The 17,550-nt window shown below is 68.5% G+C and carries 18 protein-coding genes; 8 read left to right on the top strand and 10 right to left on the bottom strand.

The window, feature by feature from the left end; genetic code table 11:
• Window positions 1-164: 164 nt before the first annotated feature.
• From ACWDXS_RS11995 to ACWDXS_RS11985, 3 genes are all read right to left on the bottom strand, one after another.
• Entirely contained in the window at window positions 165-1,409 is a 1,245-nt protein-coding gene (locus tag ACWDXS_RS11995) for an RNA polymerase sigma factor (RefSeq protein WP_449964900.1), read from the bottom strand.
• Entirely contained in the window at window positions 1,406-1,798 is a 393-nt protein-coding gene (locus ACWDXS_RS11990; protein ID WP_449964897.1) for a YciI family protein, read from the bottom strand. Before ACWDXS_RS11990 ends, ACWDXS_RS11995 begins: the two co-directional genes overlap by 4 nt.
• Before the next feature lie 338 nt (window positions 1,799-2,136).
• Window positions 2,137-3,006: a universal stress protein gene (locus ACWDXS_RS11985; protein WP_449964894.1), complete on the bottom strand. Its 870-nt coding sequence runs from the start codon at window positions 3,004-3,006 to the stop codon at window positions 2,137-2,139.
• 203 nt (window positions 3,007-3,209) lie between these two features.
• On the opposite strand from ACWDXS_RS11985, the gene ACWDXS_RS11980 reads away from it, so the two are divergent.
• A complete protein-coding gene (locus ACWDXS_RS11980) occupies window positions 3,210-4,142 on the top strand; it encodes a CHAD domain-containing protein (protein ID WP_449964891.1) in 933 nt (310 codons plus the stop codon).
• Between the two features lie 3 nt (window positions 4,143-4,145).
• Here ACWDXS_RS11980 and ACWDXS_RS11975 read toward each other — a convergent pair whose 3' ends face one another.
• The 3 genes from ACWDXS_RS11975 to ACWDXS_RS11965 all read right to left on the bottom strand — a co-directional run bounded on the left by ACWDXS_RS11975 (window position 4,146) and on the right by ACWDXS_RS11965 (window position 7,048).
• Complete coding sequence (locus ACWDXS_RS11975; protein WP_449964888.1) at window positions 4,146-5,882, bottom strand: sensor histidine kinase; 1,737 nt, start codon at window positions 5,880-5,882, stop codon at window positions 4,146-4,148.
• Window positions 5,883-5,923: 41 nt separating this feature from the next.
• Window positions 5,924-6,568, bottom strand: a complete 645-nt coding sequence (locus ACWDXS_RS11970) for a response regulator (RefSeq protein ID WP_378987241.1) — start codon at window positions 6,566-6,568, stop codon at window positions 5,924-5,926.
• Between the two features lie 66 nt (window positions 6,569-6,634).
• Window positions 6,635-7,048, bottom strand: a complete 414-nt coding sequence (locus ACWDXS_RS11965) for a hypothetical protein (protein ID WP_449964884.1) — start codon at window positions 7,046-7,048, stop codon at window positions 6,635-6,637.
• A 127-nt stretch (window positions 7,049-7,175) separates the two neighbouring features.
• Between ACWDXS_RS11965 and ACWDXS_RS11960 the strand changes: the two genes are divergently transcribed.
• Both ACWDXS_RS11960 and ACWDXS_RS11955 read left to right on the top strand, forming a co-directional pair.
• Window positions 7,176-8,882 (top strand): SulP family inorganic anion transporter, encoded by a 1,707-nt coding sequence (locus ACWDXS_RS11960; RefSeq protein ID WP_449964881.1) that lies wholly within the window; start codon window positions 7,176-7,178, stop codon window positions 8,880-8,882.
• A gap of 90 nt (window positions 8,883-8,972) precedes the next feature.
• Window positions 8,973-9,872, top strand: a complete 900-nt coding sequence (locus tag ACWDXS_RS11955; RefSeq protein ID WP_387443812.1) for a universal stress protein — start codon at window positions 8,973-8,975, stop codon at window positions 9,870-9,872.
• A gap of 78 nt (window positions 9,873-9,950) precedes the next feature.
• Here the strand turns inward: ACWDXS_RS11955 and ACWDXS_RS11950 are convergent, their stop codons facing one another.
• From ACWDXS_RS11950 to ACWDXS_RS11940, 3 genes are all read right to left on the bottom strand, one after another.
• Window positions 9,951-10,937, bottom strand: coding sequence for an Acg family FMN-binding oxidoreductase (locus ACWDXS_RS11950; RefSeq protein ID WP_449964878.1), 987 nt, complete (start codon window positions 10,935-10,937; stop codon window positions 9,951-9,953).
• Window positions 10,938-11,010: 73 nt separating this feature from the next.
• Window positions 11,011-11,931, bottom strand: a complete 921-nt coding sequence (locus ACWDXS_RS11945; RefSeq protein WP_449964875.1) for a universal stress protein — start codon at window positions 11,929-11,931, stop codon at window positions 11,011-11,013.
• Window positions 11,932-12,050: 119 nt separating this feature from the next.
• Complete coding sequence (locus tag ACWDXS_RS11940) at window positions 12,051-12,437, bottom strand: SDR family NAD(P)-dependent oxidoreductase (RefSeq protein ID WP_449964872.1); 387 nt, start codon at window positions 12,435-12,437, stop codon at window positions 12,051-12,053.
• A 193-nt stretch (window positions 12,438-12,630) separates the two neighbouring features.
• Between ACWDXS_RS11940 and ACWDXS_RS11935 the strand changes: the two genes are divergently transcribed.
• The 3 genes from ACWDXS_RS11935 (at window position 12,631) to ACWDXS_RS11925 (ending at window position 15,133) form a co-directional block, all read left to right on the top strand.
• Window positions 12,631-13,629 carry an Acg family FMN-binding oxidoreductase gene (locus ACWDXS_RS11935; protein WP_449964869.1) on the top strand — a complete coding sequence of 333 codons (999 nt, stop codon included), beginning with the start codon at window positions 12,631-12,633 and terminating at the stop codon, window positions 13,627-13,629.
• Complete coding sequence (locus tag ACWDXS_RS11930; RefSeq protein WP_449964865.1) at window positions 13,607-14,614, top strand: Acg family FMN-binding oxidoreductase; 1,008 nt, start codon at window positions 13,607-13,609, stop codon at window positions 14,612-14,614. Before ACWDXS_RS11935 ends, ACWDXS_RS11930 begins: the two co-directional genes overlap by 23 nt.
• Before the next feature lie 123 nt (window positions 14,615-14,737).
• Window positions 14,738-15,133 (top strand): hypothetical protein, encoded by a 396-nt coding sequence (locus tag ACWDXS_RS11925; RefSeq protein WP_449964862.1) that lies wholly within the window; start codon window positions 14,738-14,740, stop codon window positions 15,131-15,133.
• 42 nt (window positions 15,134-15,175) lie between these two features.
• Here ACWDXS_RS11925 and ACWDXS_RS11920 read toward each other — a convergent pair whose 3' ends face one another.
• The gene (locus tag ACWDXS_RS11920) at window positions 15,176-15,373 is read right to left on the bottom strand and encodes a TetR/AcrR family transcriptional regulator (protein ID WP_449964859.1); all 198 of its coding nucleotides are present in this window, start codon (window positions 15,371-15,373) and stop codon (window positions 15,176-15,178) included.
• A gap of 169 nt (window positions 15,374-15,542) precedes the next feature.
• On the opposite strand from ACWDXS_RS11920, the gene ACWDXS_RS11915 reads away from it, so the two are divergent.
• Both ACWDXS_RS11915 and ACWDXS_RS11910 read left to right on the top strand, forming a co-directional pair.
• Entirely contained in the window at window positions 15,543-16,865 is a 1,323-nt protein-coding gene (locus ACWDXS_RS11915) for a wax ester/triacylglycerol synthase family O-acyltransferase (RefSeq protein WP_449964856.1), read from the top strand.
• A gap of 5 nt (window positions 16,866-16,870) precedes the next feature.
• Window positions 16,871-17,449, top strand: coding sequence for an Rv1733c family protein (locus ACWDXS_RS11910; protein WP_449964853.1), 579 nt, complete (start codon window positions 16,871-16,873; stop codon window positions 17,447-17,449).
• Window positions 17,450-17,550: the final 101 nt, after the last annotated feature.

The raw sequence follows: 17,550 nt of genomic DNA, 5'->3' as shown, positions 1-17,550 counted from the left end.
GGCAGGTCGACGATCTCGAGAACCTCCGGGCCGCCGAAGCGGCTGAACTGCGCTGCGCATGACGCACTCCTTCCTCGGAAGAAGTAGCGGATCCGTCGATACCGCGTGTGTGGGCACCCCTGTCCGGCCCAATACACGTTTCGACTCCATCACCTCAACCCGCGTCATTCTCGGCCGGCGAGGCGACGCATCCGATCGTTGAGGTACCGCTGTTCAGGGACGCTGGTGGCGAGTTGAGCGGCCCTCCGATAGCTTTCGACGGCGCCGGTCCGGTCGCCGATCATTTCCAGGAGGTGTGCGCGTACCGCGTGGGTTCGGTGATGACGCCGCATCGACGGGTTGTCGAGCAGGGGAGCGATCAGGTCCAATCCCTGCTTCGGGCCAAAAACCATGCTGATGGCGATGGCCCGGTTGAGCGTCACCACCGGGCTGGGTCCCACTCGGTCGAGCATGTCGTAAAGGATGCTGATCTGCCGCCAGTCCGTGCTCTCCCACGTGGGCGACTCCGCGTGCACGGCAGCGATCGCCGCCTGCAACTGGAACCGGCCGACGTGGCCGCGGGGCAGGACCCGCTCCAGGATTGCGACACCTTCCGCAATCAGGTCCCGGTCCCACCGGGAACGATTCTGTTCCGCCAACGGGATCAGGTTGCCGTTCTCGGTGCGGGTCTCCGCTCGCGAGTGGGTGAGCAGCATCAGCGCCAGAGCGCCCGCAACCTCGTCGTGATCCGGTATCGCACAATGCAATTGACGGGTCAGCCGGATTGCTTCACCGGTCAGACTCCAATCCACCAGTGCGCCACCGGCAGAACGGGTGTGACCCTCGGTGAACAGCAGGTGGCACACATCGAGTACCGACGTGACGCGCGAGGGCAAGTCCTGTTCGCTCGGGAGCTCGAACACAGCACCGGCCGACCTCAGGATCGACCGAGCCCGGGTGAGACGTTGCGTCATGGTCCGGTACGGAACCAGGTAAGCGGCAGCGATCTCGCGGGTTCCCAGTCCACCGACGGCGTGCAGAGTCAACGCAACCTGCGAGGAGCGGCTGAGACTCGGGTGACAGCACAGAACGAACATCTGCAGCATGTCGTCGCAGTCGCCGGCAGTCGCCTGATCCGCCGACGGCGCGATGTACGCGCCGCCGGGCTGTGCGCCGGCCACCGCCTCTTCGCGCCCAGCCCGTGCGCGGTCGGCCCGCAACCGATCGATCAATCGCCGCGACGCCACGGTGATGAGCCAGCCGCGTGGATTGGCAGGCACCCCGTCGCGACACCACTGCACCGCCGCCGCCTCGGCTGCTTCCTGGGCGGCGTCCTCGCAGTCTGCGAAGTCACCATGCCTGCGCAGCAGGGCAGCGAGGACGTGCGGCGACTCGTGCCGCCACACGTCCTCCACCACCGGGTCACTCACTGGTCGTCGCCGCCCGGCCACATCGTCGGACGCAGTTCGACGGTTTCGCCAGGGCCGGCGAATTGCGCAGCGATCTCCTCGGCGCGGGTGCGGTCTTCCACATCTATAAGGAAGAACCCCGCCAGGTGCTCTTTGGCCTCCGAATACGGCCCATCGGTTACCAGCGGTTTGCTGTCACCCCACCGATACAGCCGCGATGATTCGGGCGCCCCGAGGGCTTCGCCCGTCAGCAACTCGCCCTTCTCCTGCATCTCGCCGAGCAGCTTCTCGAAATCGGAGTTCATTTGACCCCGCTGCTCCTGCGACATCGTCTGGTACTCGGGCAGGTAGTCACCCGTCGGATGTCCCCAGGGCTGCGGATTGGAGTGAATCAGGATCACGTATTTCATCACGACTCCTTCGCGATCGCGGATGCGCCCGGATGACCCATCCTTACCTGAACGTCGGAGTCCACGCCCTGATATCGACATCCCAGTTGCGTTCGCCTACCCGCCGTGCGAGGGCGAGGTTCTGCGGCGCGGGCGGAGTACGTCTTGCTGGTCCACTGCCGCCCTCCTCGCCCCATGTCCGTGGTTGCTTGATGCCCGGAGTTGATCCCGAGCGCTGGGGGTTGACCGGATCGGAGGGCCTGAAGACCGCTGGCCCTGCCCGGCGAAACGACCTACTGCTATGTGGTCGCCGAGGATGGTGCCAGGTAACGGATTCCGCGTCGAGCAGCGCACGTTGTTCAATTGCAGGTGTTGGGCCTGGCGATGATGAGCGGGCATTCGGCGCTGTGCAGTACCGCCTGGGAGACCGAGCCCAGAGTCATGCCGGCGAATCCGCGACGGCCGTGGCTGCCGACGACGACGAGTTGTGCGGCTGCGGAGGCGGTGAGGATCGCTTCGGCGGGCAGCTCCTCTGCGACGACGCGCTCGACCGACACCTCGGGGTACTTCTCGGCGTAGCCGGCCAGGCATTCCGACAGCACCGCTTCGGCCTCGGTCTGCATGGTCGTGCGCGCTTCGTAGCGGTAGAACTCCGACCAGGTATGGACTGCCACCAAACCCGCACCGCGTTGTGCGGCCTCATCGAACGCGATCGCGATCGCGTCGGCGCTGCAGGGCGAACCGTCGACACCGACCACCACCGCGCCGGTGTCGGCTACCGTTTCCGGAATCACCGCGACGGGGCATTCGGCGTGGCAGGCGAGTGATGTGCTGACCGAGCCGAGCAGGGTGCGACGCACTGCGCCGAGCCCACGGCTCCCGACGACCACCAGCCGCGCCGATCTGCTGCGCTCGCGCAGCACGGAAACCGGGGAACCGGACACCGCGGCAGTGGAGATGACGGTCTGGGCGATGAGGGGGACCTTCGCGGCCGTTGCCGCAGCCGCGGCGACGATGGATTCGCCGTGGGTGCGTAGCTGTTCCGCATCGTAGAGTGGCCCGACGAGGCCCGGCCCGTAGTCGACCGGGACATCGATGGCGTAGACGAGCTGCAGCGGGGCGCGGTGCCGCGCGGCGTACTCGGCAGCCCAGCGCAGGGCGATGCGGGACTGCTGCGATCCGTCGACGCCGACGACAACCGGCTGGTTCGGGTGTCCAGGAGTGAACATGATGTGGGCCTTTCTGTTTCCTCCACTGTGAGCCGGGCTTTCGCAGCGCAGCAGGGTCAGATGTCCCGTGCGGAGAGGCACTAGGTCGTCGGCGAGAACACCCCGATCGGGGACCTGCGGGGGCGAACGACCCTGGGCGGGTGACGGTGTTGCGAGCAGGGTGGAGACAGAACCGTTCACCCACTCAGCAAGGCAGGTTTGCGATGAAGACCGAGAGCCCTCTCACCGTCGATGTCCGCGAGCCCGCGTCGGTGAGCACGTTGCTGGCCGGCTACCTGCACACTCAGCGCGAGACGATCCTGGATGGTCAGATCACGGTCGAGGCGCACGACGATCCGGATTCGGTCCCCGCCATGGTGATCGCGGCGCGGCGGGCCCGTAGCGTCCTGAGCGCACACCGGCGAACCGTTCATGCCGAGCCGGAGGTGCGCAGACTGATCGAGGAACTGCGCTGGTTCGGTATCAGCGTCGGCGCGGCCCACGAGCTGCGGACACAGTCGGCGCGATTGCACGCCGCCGTTGATGTGCTGCGTCCGCGCTATGTCCGCGGACCGGTGCGCGCCAGGATCAGCGAGTACTTCGGGGAACGAACCAGACTCGCCTGGATGGCCGCCTGTGACCTGCTCGGATCGGCCCGGTTTCCCGCGATGATCGAGGACCTGATGGCCGAGGAACGATTGCTGTGCGGCGGCGTTGTCGCGGGGATCGACGATGTCGACAACACCGTGGTGCTCGGCGCGTTGCTCGATCGGGTCAGGTCGCGCATGCGTGCGGTCGACTCGGCGGGGGAGGAAGACGCCCGCGACGCGGCGATCCACGCATTGCGCAAAGCGATTCGGCGCACCCGCTACTACCTCGAGAGCGTGCGCAATCTCGCGCCGGCGCGCACCGCGCAGGCGTGCGGGGGCATGACCGCGATACAAGATCTGCTCGGCGAGCACCAGGACGCGGTGGTGGCCAAACAGCACCTGATCCAGATCGCCAGGGAAGCCGAGAACGCCGACGAACCGACATTCACCTACGGGTTGCTGTTGCAGCGCGAAATCGACCGGACCGAGCAATGCTCGGCGGACTTGCCGTCGGCCTACTGGCGATCACTGCGTGATGCCCGGGTGATGGCGGACGTGCACGCGTAGAAATCAGTCCAGCGGTGCCGTCCAGCGCATGGTGGTTCCACCCTGGGGCCTCGGTGTGATGGTGAAGGTCCCGCCCATCTCCGCGGCGCGGGCCGCCAGATTGGCCAGGCCACTGCGGCGCCCGATCTCGGGGTCGATGCCGGTCCCGTCATCGGTGACCTCGATCGACACCTCGTCGCGCACGGTGAGCTCCACCGCCACCGTGCTCGCCTTCGCGTGCCGCACGACATTGCTCACCGCCTCGCGCAGGACGGCTTCGACATGATCGGACAGCGGTGGCTCGAGCACGGTGACCGGCCCGGCCAGCCGGACCGTGGTGCGCAGGCCGATCTCGTCGGTCATATCGGTGATGATGTCGTGCAGGCGTTTGCGATAGGTCGAGGAGTCGGTGGTGGTGTTGCTCTGCAGGTCGAAGATCGAGAAGCGGATGTCCTGCACGATCGCCTGAATGTCGTCGATGGTCTCGTCGAGACGCCCGCGCACCTCGGTCGACCTGGCTCGCTGCATCGTGCCCTGCAGTGACAGGCCGACCGCGAAGAGGCGCTGGATGACGTGGTCGTGCAGGCCGCGGGCGATGCGGTCGCGGTCGGCATAGACGTCGAGTTCGCGCATCCGACGCTGGGTGTCGGCCAGCTGCAACGCGACCGCGGCCTGGTCGGCGTAGGTAGTCATCAGCGCCTGGTCGATCGCGCTGAGCTGCGCCGCACCGGCGGGAAACACCGAGGTCAGGACGCCGGTGACCGAGCCGTTCGCACGCAGGGGCAAGGTGAGGACCGGCCCGAAATCGTCGACCGAGTCGAAGATCGGGGTCTGGGTGGGGGAGGCGGCGGCGACGGTGCGCCCGGACCGGAACGCCTCGGCCGAGTGCGAATCCTCGAGTGGGATGTGCTTGCCGATCAGGCTGCCGGCATCGATCCCGGCGGCGGCGACCACGACCAGTTCGGTGATCTCGTCGGGGGGAACATCCGGGTCTTCGGGCAGCGCGAGAAATGTGCAGGCCGAATCGGTGAGGGCGCGTCCGCGTTCGGCGACCAGGCCGAGCACGTCGGCGGACGGGCTGCCCGCCAGTAGTTCGGTCGCCACATCGCGGATTGCTTCGAGCCACTGCTGGCGGACGCGCGATTGTTCGTAGAGCCGGGCGTTCTCGATCGCGATGCCCGCGGCGGCGGCGAGCGCCTGCACCACCACCTCATCGTCTTCGGTGAATTCTTGACCGCCCGCCTTCTCGGTCAGATACAGATTGCCGAACACCTCGTCGCGCACCTTCACCGGCACGCCGAGGAAGGTTCGCATAGGTGGGTGGTTGGCGGGGAAGCCGACCGAGGACGGGTGGTCGGAAAGGTTGGACAGCCGAATGGGTTTCGGGTCGGCGATGAGCAGACCGAGGACGCCGTGCCCGCGGGGCAGGTCGCCGATCAGCACCCGGGTGCGATCGTCGATGCCCTCGTAGACGAACTCGGCGAGCTGATTGCTGTTCTTCTCGGTTTCCCGCACGCCCAGTGCGCCGTAGCCGGCGTCGACGAGTTCGATCGTGGTGTGCACGATGGTGCGCAGGGTGTTGTCCAGGTCGAGCCCCGCGGTGATCACGAGCATGGCTTCCATCAGCCGGTCCATCCGGTCGCGCACATCGACGATCTGGGCGATCCGGTCCTGGACTTCGGCGAGCAGTTCACGCAACCGCAGCTGGGACAGGGTCTCGGTCACCGGCGCCCGGCCACTGGCCCCTGACGTGTTGTCCATAGGGCGCATTCTTCCACGCCGGGGGTGGGTGGCGACGGCTGTTACCTGCGCTGTTCCCGATTCAGGTCGGCCGCCATGACCGCGGCCTGGGTCCGGCGCTCGACACCCAGTTTGGTCAGCAATCGGGACACATAATTCTTGACGGTTTTCTCGGCGAGGAACATGCGCGCGGCGATCTGCCGGTTCGTCAGACCCTCGCCCAGCAGCGACAGCAGCGTGCGTTCCTGTTCGGTCAGGGTCGCCAGCGGGCCGGTCTTCTCCTCCGCTTCCGAGCGCAGCTTGGCCATCAGGGCGGCCGCGGCCCGATTGTCGAGCAAGGACTTGCCTTCGCCGACCTCGCGCACGGCGCTGATCAGTTCCAGGCTTCTGATGTCCTTGACGACGTAGCCGCTCGCACCGGCCAGAATGGCGTCGAGCATGGCCTGTTCGTCGGTGAACGAGGTCAGGATCAGGCAGCGCAGCTCGGGTTCGGTCGAGAGCAGTTCACGGCACAGTTCGATGCCGTTGCCGTCGGGTAATCGGACGTCGAGCACGACCACGTCGGGGCGCAGTGCCGGGATGCGGGCGAGGGCTTGCGAGCAGGATCCGGCCTCGCCGATCACCTCGAGATCGGGTTCGAGGGCGATCAGGTCGCCCACGCCGCGCCGGACGATCTCGTGGTCGTCGACCAGGAACACCGTGATCATCGCTGACTCGCTCTCGCCTCGGTCGGGCTGTTGTCTCCCATCTTCGCGCATCGTCGTCGGCTCGGTTCAGCGTCGAATCGCGGAGCGGTGGGTGAGCGGTGGGGCGCCGAGGGTGGCGATCGTGATGGCCAGGACCACACACAGCGGCTGCAGCCAGCTGAATTCCCGCAAGATCAACAGCTGCAACAGGATCCAGCCGATCAGCGCGCAGGCAGCGATCATCGCTGTCTGCGCGGTGCGCTTGTCCTCGCGGGCGGCATCGAGGGTGACGACCGTCATCGGCAGACCGACCACGAGTGCCAGCAGCACCCCGGCCAGGATCGGGCTCTGCCACGGCAACCGGTCCTCGGCTGTCGGTCCGAGCGTCAGCGCCCCGGTGATCAGGGCGAGCGCCCCTGCGAACGCCCACGTGGCCAGGAAGCCGGTGATCAGGCACAGGACGGACCGACGGGGGTCGAATCGTCGCAGGTAGGTGGACATGGGTAAAGCCTCGCGCGTTCGGGCCGGTCACCGGCAGGGCCGAAGGTCACGCGGAACAAGGACCCGGGTCCCGATCCGGTGACGTTCAGCTGTCTCGGCACCGGGTTCGGCGCACAATGCTGGGACGGTGTGGACACGTGTGCTGCCGGGTCTTCGGCAATTCCAGGGTTATCGACGGGCGTGGCTGCGTTCGGACGTGGTCGCGGGCGTGACGGTCGCCGCGTACCTGATCCCGCAGGTCATGGCCTATGCCACGGTCGCCGGACTGCCGCCGGTGGTGGGGCTGTGGGCGGCGGTCGCCCCGCTGGCGGTGTACGCGCTGCTGGCGACTTCACGACAACTGTCGGTCGGACCCGAGTCGACGACCGCACTCCTCACCGCGGTGACCTTGGCACCGCTGGCCGCGGGCGACCCGGAACGGTATGCGGCGCTCGCCGCGGCGCTGGCGCTGCTGGTCGGGCTGGTGTGCCTGCTGGGAGCACTGGTGCGACTCGGGGTGCTCGCGGATCTGCTCTCGTATCCGGTGCTGGTCGGGTATCTGGCGGGGACCGCCGGGCTGATGATCGTCGGCCAGCTGGGGCAGGTCACGGGTGTGCCGGTCACCGGGACGTCGGTCACCGCGCAATTGCGCTCGTTCGTCGCCGAAATCGACCAGTGGCATCCCGCGACCGCCGCGGTGGCGGGTTCGGTGCTGGTACTGCTCCTGGTGATGGCGAAATGGGCACCGCGCGCACCGGGCCCGCTGATCGCGGTACTGGCCGCGACCGTCGCGGTGGCGGTGATCTCGCCGCAGCGGCTCGGGATCAGCGTGATCGGCGCGGTTCCCGCCGGCCTGCCGACGCCGGCGTTTCCGGGTGTCGGTGTCGATGAGGTGTCCGCGTTGCTGCTGCCCGCCGTCGGCATCGCGGTGGTCGCCTTCTCCGACAACGCACTGACCGGGCGGGCGTTCGCGGCGCGCCACGGCACCCATGTGCAGGCCGATACCGAGCTGGCGGCCCTGGGGGCGACGAATGTGGCCACCGCGCTGACCAACGGATTTCCGGTGAGCTGCAGCGGGAGCCGCACCACCATCGCCGACCTGCTCGGTGCGCGCACGCAGCTCTACGCGCTCGTGACTCTCGCCTCGGTGCTGGTCGTACTGTTCGGCGCGGGCGGCGTGCTGGCCGGATTCCCCTATGCCGCGCTGGGCGCGCTGGTCGTCTACGCGGCGCTTCGGCTGATCGATGTGGCCGAGTTCCGCCGGATCGCCCGCTTCCGGCGCAGCGAACTGGTGCTCGCGCTGGGAACCGTGCTCGCCGTGCTGGTGCTCGGTGTGCTCTACGGCGTTCTGGTCGCGATCGCCCTGTCGGTGTTCGACCTGCTACGCCGCCTCGCCCGCGCGCACGACGCGGTGCTCGGATTCGTTCCCGGTCTCGCGGGCATGCACGACGTGGACGACTACCCCGACGCGAAACCCGTTGCGGGACTGGTGGTCTACCGCTACGACGCGCCACTGTGCTTCGCCAACGCCGAGGATTTCCGCAAGCGGGCGCTCGCCGCCGTCGGGTGGTGGCGCGAGCGAAGCGGGGAACCGGTCCGCTGGTTCGTACTCAGCGCCGAGGCCAATGTCGAAGTAGATCTCACCGCGCTCGACGCGGTCGAACAGGTGCGTGCCGAGCTGGTCTCGCGCGGGATCGTCTTCGCGATGGCGCGGGTCAAACAGGATCTACGCGAGGAGCTCGATGCGAGCGGGCTCACCGAACGCATCGGTCCCGATCGGCTGTTCCCCACGCTGGCAACCGCGGTGGCGGCGTTCCGATCCGATCCGGGGCCGATCGGCCCGGTCGCGCGATGACCTTGTCCCCTGATACGGCGGGCCGGACCCGACGATGCTCGATGTCGAGAGCGCGATCGTCACGCGATCGCGATGACGAGAGGAGCGATGATGAGCGACGAGCACCAAGCCGAACACCGGACCAGGTCGGTGCTGGCGGCGGTCGACGGTTCCGCGAGCTCGTATCAGGCCGCCGCGTGGGCGGCGGCCGAAGCCGCCCTGCACCACCTGCCACTGCACATTCTCACCTCGGGCGCGGTCCAGACCGGGTTCGGGCCCGGGATGTCACTGGGTGAGGCGGACCTGGAGTGGTTGCGCGTCGACGCCGAGCGGGTCGTCGGGGAGGCCGAGCGCGTCGCCCGCGCCGCGGTGCCCGACGAGGACCTCGCGATCACCACCGAGGTGAGTTTCGAGCTGGCCGCGCCGCTGCTGATCGAGCGCTCCACCTCGGCGCAGATCCTGGTGGTCGGCAGTCGCGGGCTCGGCGCGTTTCAGCGCGGTCTGCTCGGCTCGGTCAGCCGCGCCGTGGCCCAGCACGCGCATTGCCCGGTGGCGGTGATCCACGGCATGGCCGGGATCGATCCGGTGTCGGCGGCGCAGCCGGTACTGGTCGGCGTCGACGGCAGCGCCAACAGTGTGCCCGCGGTGGAACTCGCCTTCGACGAGGCGTCGCGGCGCAAGGTGGAGCTGGTCGCGTTGCACGCGTTCAGCGATTCCAGCGCGCTGGATCTGCCCGCGTTCGGGTGGGAAATGGGCAGGCAGTCGGCTGAGGCCGATCTCGCCGAAGCGCTGGCGGGTTACGCAGAGCAGTATCCCGACGTGCCGGTCCGCCGCATCGTGGTCGCGAACCGGCCGGTGCGCTCGCTGCTCGACGAGTCGGCTTCGGCGCAGTTGCTGGTGGTCGGCAGCCACGGTCGAGGTGGCTTCTCCAGCATGCTGCTCGGGTCGACGAGCAACGCGCTCCTGCATTCGGTGGAGATCCCGACGATCGTGGTCCGCAGCAGGCTGTGACCAGCGAACGGCTCGGCGAAATACTAAGGCGGCCACCGGAATCCGGTGGCCGCTTTCGCCTGTGTCGTCGTGGTCTGGTCATTGCACCGTGAGAATCTCGGCGAGTGACCTCCGCGGAGTGGGCGGTGGTTGCTGGTCGTCGGGAGCGGTCCCGATCCGTATGACGACCTGCGGAATGCCGGGATGGCCGATCAGGCTGCTCAGTAGCCGCCGTCCCGCGGTGAGCTCGGTGATGTGGGTGAGCGCGCAGCTCGACATCCCCGACGCGGTGCATTCGAGCAGCACCGCCGACAGCGCCTCCCCGGTGTGCAGCCACGTCGGCGGTGTCTCCTCCGTCGCTGTCAGCACGACCAGGCGGGCGTGATCGCGCAGTTCGCCGCGTCTGGCCGAGGGGCCCGGCTTCGGAAAGGCCCGGGCGACACCCACTCTGGCCTGCTCGGAGGCCGAGACCAGCGCCGAGGGCGGCACCCCCTCCGGTGTGCTGGGATGACCCGACCACCAGTGGAGTTCGCCCTGATAATCCATGTCGTAGCGGCGCAGGGCCGCGGACTGCTCGGAGGCTACCGACAGGCGCTCGCGGGCGTCCTCGTCGAGGACATCGAGGGTGACCTCGTGCGGCGAGACCAGATCGTCGAGGGCCAGCCGGACCGATCCCCACCCGATGGGTTCGGCCATCGGCAGCCGGTCGGTGTAGCGGCGGGTGATCGCGTCGGCGCGGCGGAAGACGCCCATCGGCGGGTCCGGCCACGGCTTGAACTCGAGGGTTGCCAGCAGCTCCGGCCGGGTCGGGTCGGGCAGCCGCAGGGTGTCGGTGCGCCAGCCCTTCGCGGCGAACGCGGTCCGCACGTGGTGCAGTGCCGCACCGCAGCTGATCACCGCTTGGCGCGCATGCGGATCGGCGGCGGTGAGCTGACGGTCGTGGTCACGGAACAGGTGCAGCCGGGTGCCGTCGAACACCCACCGCCACGGCTGGGTGTTGTGGACCGACGGTGCGCGGCACCCGAGGCGGATCGCCGCTCGGATCATGGGATGGTCGGGGACTGCGGTGGCTCGTTCATCGCTCATACCAGCAAGTCTCGTCCTTGCCAGGTATTTGCCGAGACGGTCTTTGCGCCCGTTCGATGGGGACCTAATGCCCTCATCGCCCGGGTCTGTCGTGGTGCACGACCATGACGGGGCACTCGGCGTGCTGCACCAGCCAGTTGCTGGTCGAACCGAGCAGCAGACCACGGAACCCGCCCCGCCCTCGGCTGCCGACGACCAGGAGCTGCGCGGTTCGCGACCATTCGGCCAGCCGTTCGCGCGGTCCGTACACCTCGACCTCACGGCGCACGACGACATCGGGGAATCGCTCGGTCCAACCGGCGAGCCGTTCGGCCAGCAGTGCCGCTTCGGCGGTCTCGAAGTCGGCGATCGGCACCGATAGGTAACTGGCACCACCGAATTCGCCGCCCGAGAGATCACTCCAGCCGTGCACGGCGACCAGTTCGGCTCCGCGCAGCGACGCTTCGGCGAACGCGGCGCCGATGGCGGGCTCGCCGACATGACTGCCGTCGACACCGACCACAACCGGTCCGGTCCGGCTGTCCGGGTCGGGGCCGCGCACGATGACGACCGCGCCCTGCGCGTGGGAAGTCACCGCGAGCAGCGTCGACCCCAGGTGGGCGATCGAGCCCGCCCACGGCGCGACCCCGAGGACGACCAGATGCGCGTGCGCCGACGCCGCGATGAGCGTCCGGGCCGGATTGCCGTTGGCGAGCTCGGTGGTGACGGTGATCGCCGGGGCGATGGCGTGCGCCTGCTCGCGAGCCTCGGTCAGTACGCGTTCGGCGGCGAGCCGGATGTCTTGCATCGTGGCGTAGATGAACGCGTCGTAGGCGCTGCGCGGGGTGCGGTCGGCGATCGGCGCGGTGCAGTGCACGATGTGCAGCGCGCGTTCGCGGGCGGCGGCAGTGCGGGCTGCCCAGCGCACGGCGGCGGCGGATCCGTCCGATCCGTCGATTCCGACGACCACCGCGGCGGACGACATCAGGTGCGGGTTCTCGCTGTACTGAGTCATGGTCGGCCTTTCTGGCTGGTGGGCTGATCGCAGGCCGACGCTACGGACTCGGCGCGTGCGCCCGCGGTGTCCACGCCGGTGCGTGTGCTGAAGTCGACCGGGAAAACCGGGTGCGCCGGTCAGGCGGGCAGCACGAGTGCGGCCCGGTGCATACCGAGCCAGGCGCCAGCGAGGTTCACGTCGAGGACGTGGCGGAACTGTGCCGGTGATTCCGACTCCACACCGCCGAAGTCGAGAATGCCCGCGTTGTTCACCAGCACCGCCAACGGCCCGAACGTCGCTTCGGCGTCGTCGAGCACGCGCCGCCACTGGTTCTCGTCGGTGACGTCGAGATGGCGGAACACCGCCCGTGAGCCGAGTTCGGCCGCGGTGGAGCTGCCGTCCCGGTCGAGTATGTCGGCGACGACGACCCCGGCGCCGGACTTGACGAGAGTGTGCGCGACGGCCGCGCCGATGCCGCGCGCCGCACCGGTGACGACGACGCTGCGCCCATGCAGATCGAACATGATGATCGAACCTTTCCTGTGGGGGTACGGCTCCTTCTCAGCCTGCTCGCCCCGGCCACGCCCAGGAAGTGCTACATGGCAGGCCGACGGGTGACCTGAAGTCCTTCCGAACGGGGTCGTCGTGCCCTTATCCGTGCCTCGCGCTGCTGCGATCGTGGGGAGGACGGATCGTTTCGACGAAGGACGGACACCCATGGAACGCGGACTGCCTGACGACGACACCGTGAAGGCGGCGCTGGTGCTGTCCGGGCGCGCCCCGTCCGTGCACAATGTGCAGCCCTGGCGCTGGCGCGTCGCCGACCACAGCATCCACCTCTATCTCGACACCGGCCGCGCGCTGCCCGCGACCGATCCCGACTACCGCGACATCGTGATCAGTTGCGGTGCGGCCCTGCATCACCTGTCGGTGGCGCTGACGGCGATGGGCTGGGCGCCGGTGATCCGCCGGATCCCCGACCCCGCCGCACCGGATCACCTGGCGACCTTGACCCTGGTACCGCACCGGCCCACCGCGCTCGACATCGAGCTGAGCAAGGCCATCACCGTCCGGCGGACCGATCGGCGCCGTTACACCTCGTGGCCGGTCCCGCCCGGCTACCTCGGTTTGTTCACCGAGCGGGCCGCAGTCCTGGGTGCGGTGGTACGCCGGATCGGCGACCGGGAACGGGTGAAGGCCGCTGCCCGGCAGGCGGACAGAATTCACGCCGCCGACGAGTCCTATCGGTTCGAACTCGCGATGTGGTCGGGCAGGCACAGCAGCGCCGACGGCGTCCCCGCCCGCAATGTGCCGCCCGGCGGGCCTGCCGATGACTTCCCGCCCCGGGCGTACGCCGCCGCCGAATTCACCGATCCGGCAGGCGGACCCGATCACGCCGAGTTGCTGGTGATCGGGACGGGTGCCGACGATCGGTTGTCGCGGTTGCGCGCGGGGGAGGCGATCAGCAGCGTGTTGCTGACGGCGACCGGAATCGGACTCGCCACCTGCCTGCTCACCGAACCGCTCGAGGTCGCCGCCGAGCGCGCGGAGATCCGCAACGACCTGCTGTCCGACACCATCTATCCGCAGGCGTTCCTGCGCGTCGGATGGGCGCCGGACAGCGCCGACCTCCCTCCCGAAACGCCACGGCGACGGATCGAGGACCTGATGATCGGAGAGGACGAGGTATCCGATGACCAGCAGCTCCAGCCCTGACATCGACACTGTCCGTACCGTTTTCGGCCACGCCTCGCGCGCGCCGTCGCTGCACAACAGTCAACCGTGGCGCTGGCGGTGGGACGGCACCACCGCGGCGCTGTCCGTCGACCCCGAGCGGCTGCTCCCCGCGACCGACATGTTCAACCGCGAAGGCGTGCTCGGGGCCGGGGTGATGCTGAATCACGCCGAAGTCGCGTGGGGTGCGGCGGGGTGGCAGACCCGGGTGACCACGTTCCCTGACCCGGCCGTCCGTAGCCACCTCGCCTCGCTCGAACCCGTGTGCCCGCACGACCCCACCGAACCGGAACAACTACTCGGCGAGGCGATCGAACGGCGCTATAGCGACCGGATGCCGATGTCGGAGCCGTCGGGTTGGCAGACCACGTCCCAGATTCTGGAGTTCATCGCCGGCCGATCCGGCACGACCACAACCTTTCTCGACCCGGCCGCGTCGGCCGCACTGCACCAGATCTCGGCGATGACCGCCGGATTCCGTCGCTACGACCCCAAGTACCAAGCAGAGCTGAGCTGGTGGACCGCGGGCCCCGACGCGGGCCGAGCCGGCCTGCCCGCCGCCGTACTGCCGACCACCCTCGACCGATCCCGCATACCGATCGGGCGCGAATTCCCGGCCGGGACAGCGGGTCCGGCCGGAGACGGCAATGATGAGGCGATGGTCGCGGTGCTGTCCACCACCGGAGATGCGGCGACCGACCTGCTCGACTGTGGACGTGTGCTCTCGGCCGTGCTGCTCGAGTGCACGGCGCAGGGCCTCTCGACCTGCGCCATCTCCCACGTCGTGGAAATTCCATCGGCCAGAGCCAAGGTGGCCGAACTTGTCGGACAGCGTTACCCACAGGTGCTGGTGCGAATCGGCTGTGCGCGCACGGAACCGCCACCGCGCACCCCTCGCCGGCCCCTCGACAGTTTTCTCGAAAACAGCCTCGCCGACGACACCTCAGACGCCCGCCGACCAGGCTGACCAGTTCCGATGACGGGAATAGGGCCTGATTCGAAGGGACTTTATCCTCTATTTGCCCGTCGATTGCGGATGGTGGGATCGGGGCCCGTGAAACGCTCTGCCCCAAGGATGTGAGGTTCTCAGGTGACAACTGAAGTTCTCCGATATCGCCCCCGAACTCTCATGGCGACGAGCGAGCTGTATGTCATCGCCCGGCTCGACTTCGGTGACGCCGCGGCCGATCTCTACAGCAGCGAGGTCTATTGCGACCACGCCGACGACGGCGCGATCTCCGCCAGCACCACCGCGAGCTGGTCGCGGTCCCTGCCCCTCGCGCCGAACATGCCGACCGACCTGGATGGACTCGACCGAACGCTGGCCACGGCCGGCTACTACCGCACCGGCGACTGGCGCGTGCGGGTCACGGCCAGCGGCGCCGTGCGCTACTTCGCCGACGCCACCTCCGGACATCGAGGAGCAGATGACCGGCATCTTGATCACCCGCAGCCGCGGCTCGATTTCGGCAGGCCGGTGCGGTAGAACTGCACGCCCGTGATCAGCGCTCGCACCAGCCCGGCATCGCTAGCGGTCGCTGAAGTAGCGGTACACCGTGCCGATGCTGACGCCGGCCGCCACCGCGATCCGGTTGGTCGAGGTCTCGGTGATCCCGCGCTCCCCGAACAGCTCCGGCGCGGCGTCGAGAATCTGGTTCCGGGTCGCCTCGGCTCGATCCTGCGTGGGCTGACGGCGAGGGGGCCCGCGGTACTCCTTACCGTTCACGACACTCCAGCCGCAGCACAGCGGATGTGACGGGCCGCAGGGCAGAGCCGTTCGGCAGTCGGTGATGGACCATCTGCTCTTACCGTCCCCGACCGCCCGGCGTGAGGATTGATGTAGGTCCCCGCCGCGGTGACCGGCCCACCCAATCGTCTACTTCGAGGTCGATCTGATGACTGAGCTGCATCCTCTGGATTCGGGGTTCATGGAGTTGGAGGACACCGACCGGCACATCAGCCTCGGCATCGGTGCCGTCGCGATTGTGGCGGGACCGGCGCCGACCCGCGCGGAGTTCGACGCCATCCTCACCGACGCGCTCGACCGCAACGAACGTCTCCGGCAGCGAGTCCGCACTTCGCCGCTGGAGCTGAAGGCCGCGGTGTGGGAGGACGACCCCGATTTCGCACTGGCTCACCACCGCCGGTGGACGGCCCTGCCTCAACCGTGTGACGAACCGATGCTGCGCGAGCTCGTCGCCACCGAACTGGCGGAGCGGTTCGACCGCGATCATCCGCTGTGGCAATGCGTGGTCATCGAGCATGTGGCCGGCGGACGCTGGGCCTTGCTGCTCAAAGCCCACCACAGCATGGTCGACGGCGTTTCGGGGATCGCGTTGTTCGAACGGCTCTGTGATCCGCCGCCGGGTGGTGACCGGAAACCTGTGACGGCACAGCGCAGTTCGCGAACCGGCCGCGTGGCCGGCGCTCTCCGGTTGCCGTTGACGGTGCCGCGGCTCGCCTTCTCGATGGTGCGCGGTCTGGTCCCGGTCGTCACCGCGGCGCTCACCCCGACGGCATCGTCGTCGCTGAACGGTCCCATCGGCAGGCAGCGGCGATTCGCGGTCGCCAGGGCGTCGCTGACCGAAGCTCGCGAGATCGGCGGGGTCTTCGGCGTCACGGTGAACGATGTGGTGCTGGCCGCTATCGCGTCGGCCTATCGGGCGGTGCTGTCCCTGCGCGGTGAGGAGCCGACGGCCGGAAAGTTGCGGGTGCTGGTTCCGGTGTCCGTCCGGCCGCCCGGCGCCGAAGACATCGCCGACAACCGTGTCTCGGTGATGATCCCCTTCCTGCCGATCGAGCTCACCGATCCCGTCGAACGGCTCGCCACCGTGCACGAACGCGTCGCTCGGCACCGCGCGAAAGGCGAGGCCGAGGCGGAGAAATCGGTGCTGGCGATGGCTGAATGGCTACCCCACGCGGTCGTGGCACGAGCTTTCCAGCTGGCCGGGCACTTCCCGCAGCGCAGCGTCGCCGCCCTGGCGACCAATGTCGTCGGCCCGCGCCGGGTGCTGTCTTTGCGGGGACGCGAGGTGCTGGAAATCCTGCCCTGCATCCCCATCGCGATGCGCCTGCGCACAACGATCGCCATCCTCAGCTATCACGATCAGCTCGTCTTCGGGATCACCGGCGACTACGACACCACCCCCGATATCGACGCGATCAGCGCGGGTATCGAGCAGGGGATAGCCGAATTGCTGGCCCGGGCAAGGGCGTGATCGCGATGACGTCGTCGACATTCCGGACCGACGCGGTGTTCTCGCGCGTGGCGCGCTGGTGGCGGTGCCGCCCGTGGAACACCAACTCGCTGATGCGATGGCCGGATCGGCTGGGCGCCGCGGTGCGGTTGCTCGCCGTCGTCGTCGTGCTGGCCGCGGTGCCGGTGGCCGGTGCGGTCGGCAGCGTCGCCTACTCCGACGACGCCGCGCGGATCCGTGTCGAGCACGCGCAAACGACTGCCGTCGAGGCACTGGTGCTGGACCGGCCCGAATACACTTCACTACATATCCGGCAGGCCGAGGTGACCTGGACCGGTGCCTCAGGGCCGGTCGTGGCCACCGTGCCGGTCAGTCGCACGGTCGACAAGGGTGATCGAATCTCGGTGTGGCTGAACCGATCCGGCGACCCGGTGGACGCACCGAGGCCACCGATCGCCGCGGTCATGAACGCGATCGGCGTCACCGTGCTGATCATGGCCGGTGCCGGGCTGGCTGCGTGGTGCTCGATCACCTGCGCGGAATGGTTCGTGACCCGGCGTCATTTCGCGGCTTTGGACCGCCAGATGCCGCAACTGGACCGGTGAACGAGCACCCTTGCGGCACAGTCGATCCCAGAGCTCAGAGGACGCTCAACATGCGTGCGAACGCACCGCCACGCTCGGCGAGGGTGCCGAACGATATCGCT

The sequence above is a fragment of the Nocardia sp. NPDC003183 genome, assembly GCF_053590715.1.
Note: the sequence above shows the minus strand (reverse complement) of the source record. Positions and strands in the feature narration are given on the sequence as shown.

Bases quoted from the DNA above. Each gene is read 5' to 3' on its own strand.
- ACWDXS_RS11990 (WP_449964897.1), bottom strand. From the start codon at position 1,798: ATGAAATACGTGATCCTGATTCACTCCAATCCGCAGCCCTGGGGACAT.
- ACWDXS_RS11985 (WP_449964894.1), bottom strand. From the start codon at position 3,006: ATGTTCACTCCTGGACACCCGAACCAGCCGGTTGTCGTCGGCGTCGAC.
- ACWDXS_RS11980 (WP_449964891.1), top strand. From the start codon at position 3,210: ATGAAGACCGAGAGCCCTCTCACCGTCGATGTCCGCGAGCCCGCGTCG.
- ACWDXS_RS11975 (WP_449964888.1), bottom strand. From the start codon at position 5,882: ATGGACAACACGTCAGGGGCCAGTGGCCGGGCGCCGGTGACCGAGACC.
- ACWDXS_RS11970 (WP_378987241.1), bottom strand. From the start codon at position 6,568: ATGATCACGGTGTTCCTGGTCGACGACCACGAGATCGTCCGGCGCGGC.
- ACWDXS_RS11965 (WP_449964884.1), bottom strand. From the start codon at position 7,048: ATGTCCACCTACCTGCGACGATTCGACCCCCGTCGGTCCGTCCTGTGC.
- ACWDXS_RS11955 (WP_387443812.1), top strand. From the start codon at position 8,973: ATGAGCGACGAGCACCAAGCCGAACACCGGACCAGGTCGGTGCTGGCG.
- ACWDXS_RS11950 (WP_449964878.1), bottom strand. From the start codon at position 10,937: ATGAGCGATGAACGAGCCACCGCAGTCCCCGACCATCCCATGATCCGA.
- ACWDXS_RS11945 (WP_449964875.1), bottom strand. From the start codon at position 11,931: ATGACTCAGTACAGCGAGAACCCGCACCTGATGTCGTCCGCCGCGGTG.
- ACWDXS_RS11940 (WP_449964872.1), bottom strand. From the start codon at position 12,437: ATGTTCGATCTGCATGGGCGCAGCGTCGTCGTCACCGGTGCGGCGCGC.
- ACWDXS_RS11935 (WP_449964869.1), top strand. From the start codon at position 12,631: ATGGAACGCGGACTGCCTGACGACGACACCGTGAAGGCGGCGCTGGTG.
- ACWDXS_RS11930 (WP_449964865.1), top strand. From the start codon at position 13,607: ATGACCAGCAGCTCCAGCCCTGACATCGACACTGTCCGTACCGTTTTC.
- ACWDXS_RS11915 (WP_449964856.1), top strand. From the start codon at position 15,543: ATGACTGAGCTGCATCCTCTGGATTCGGGGTTCATGGAGTTGGAGGAC.
- ACWDXS_RS11910 (WP_449964853.1), top strand. From the start codon at position 16,871: ATGACGTCGTCGACATTCCGGACCGACGCGGTGTTCTCGCGCGTGGCG.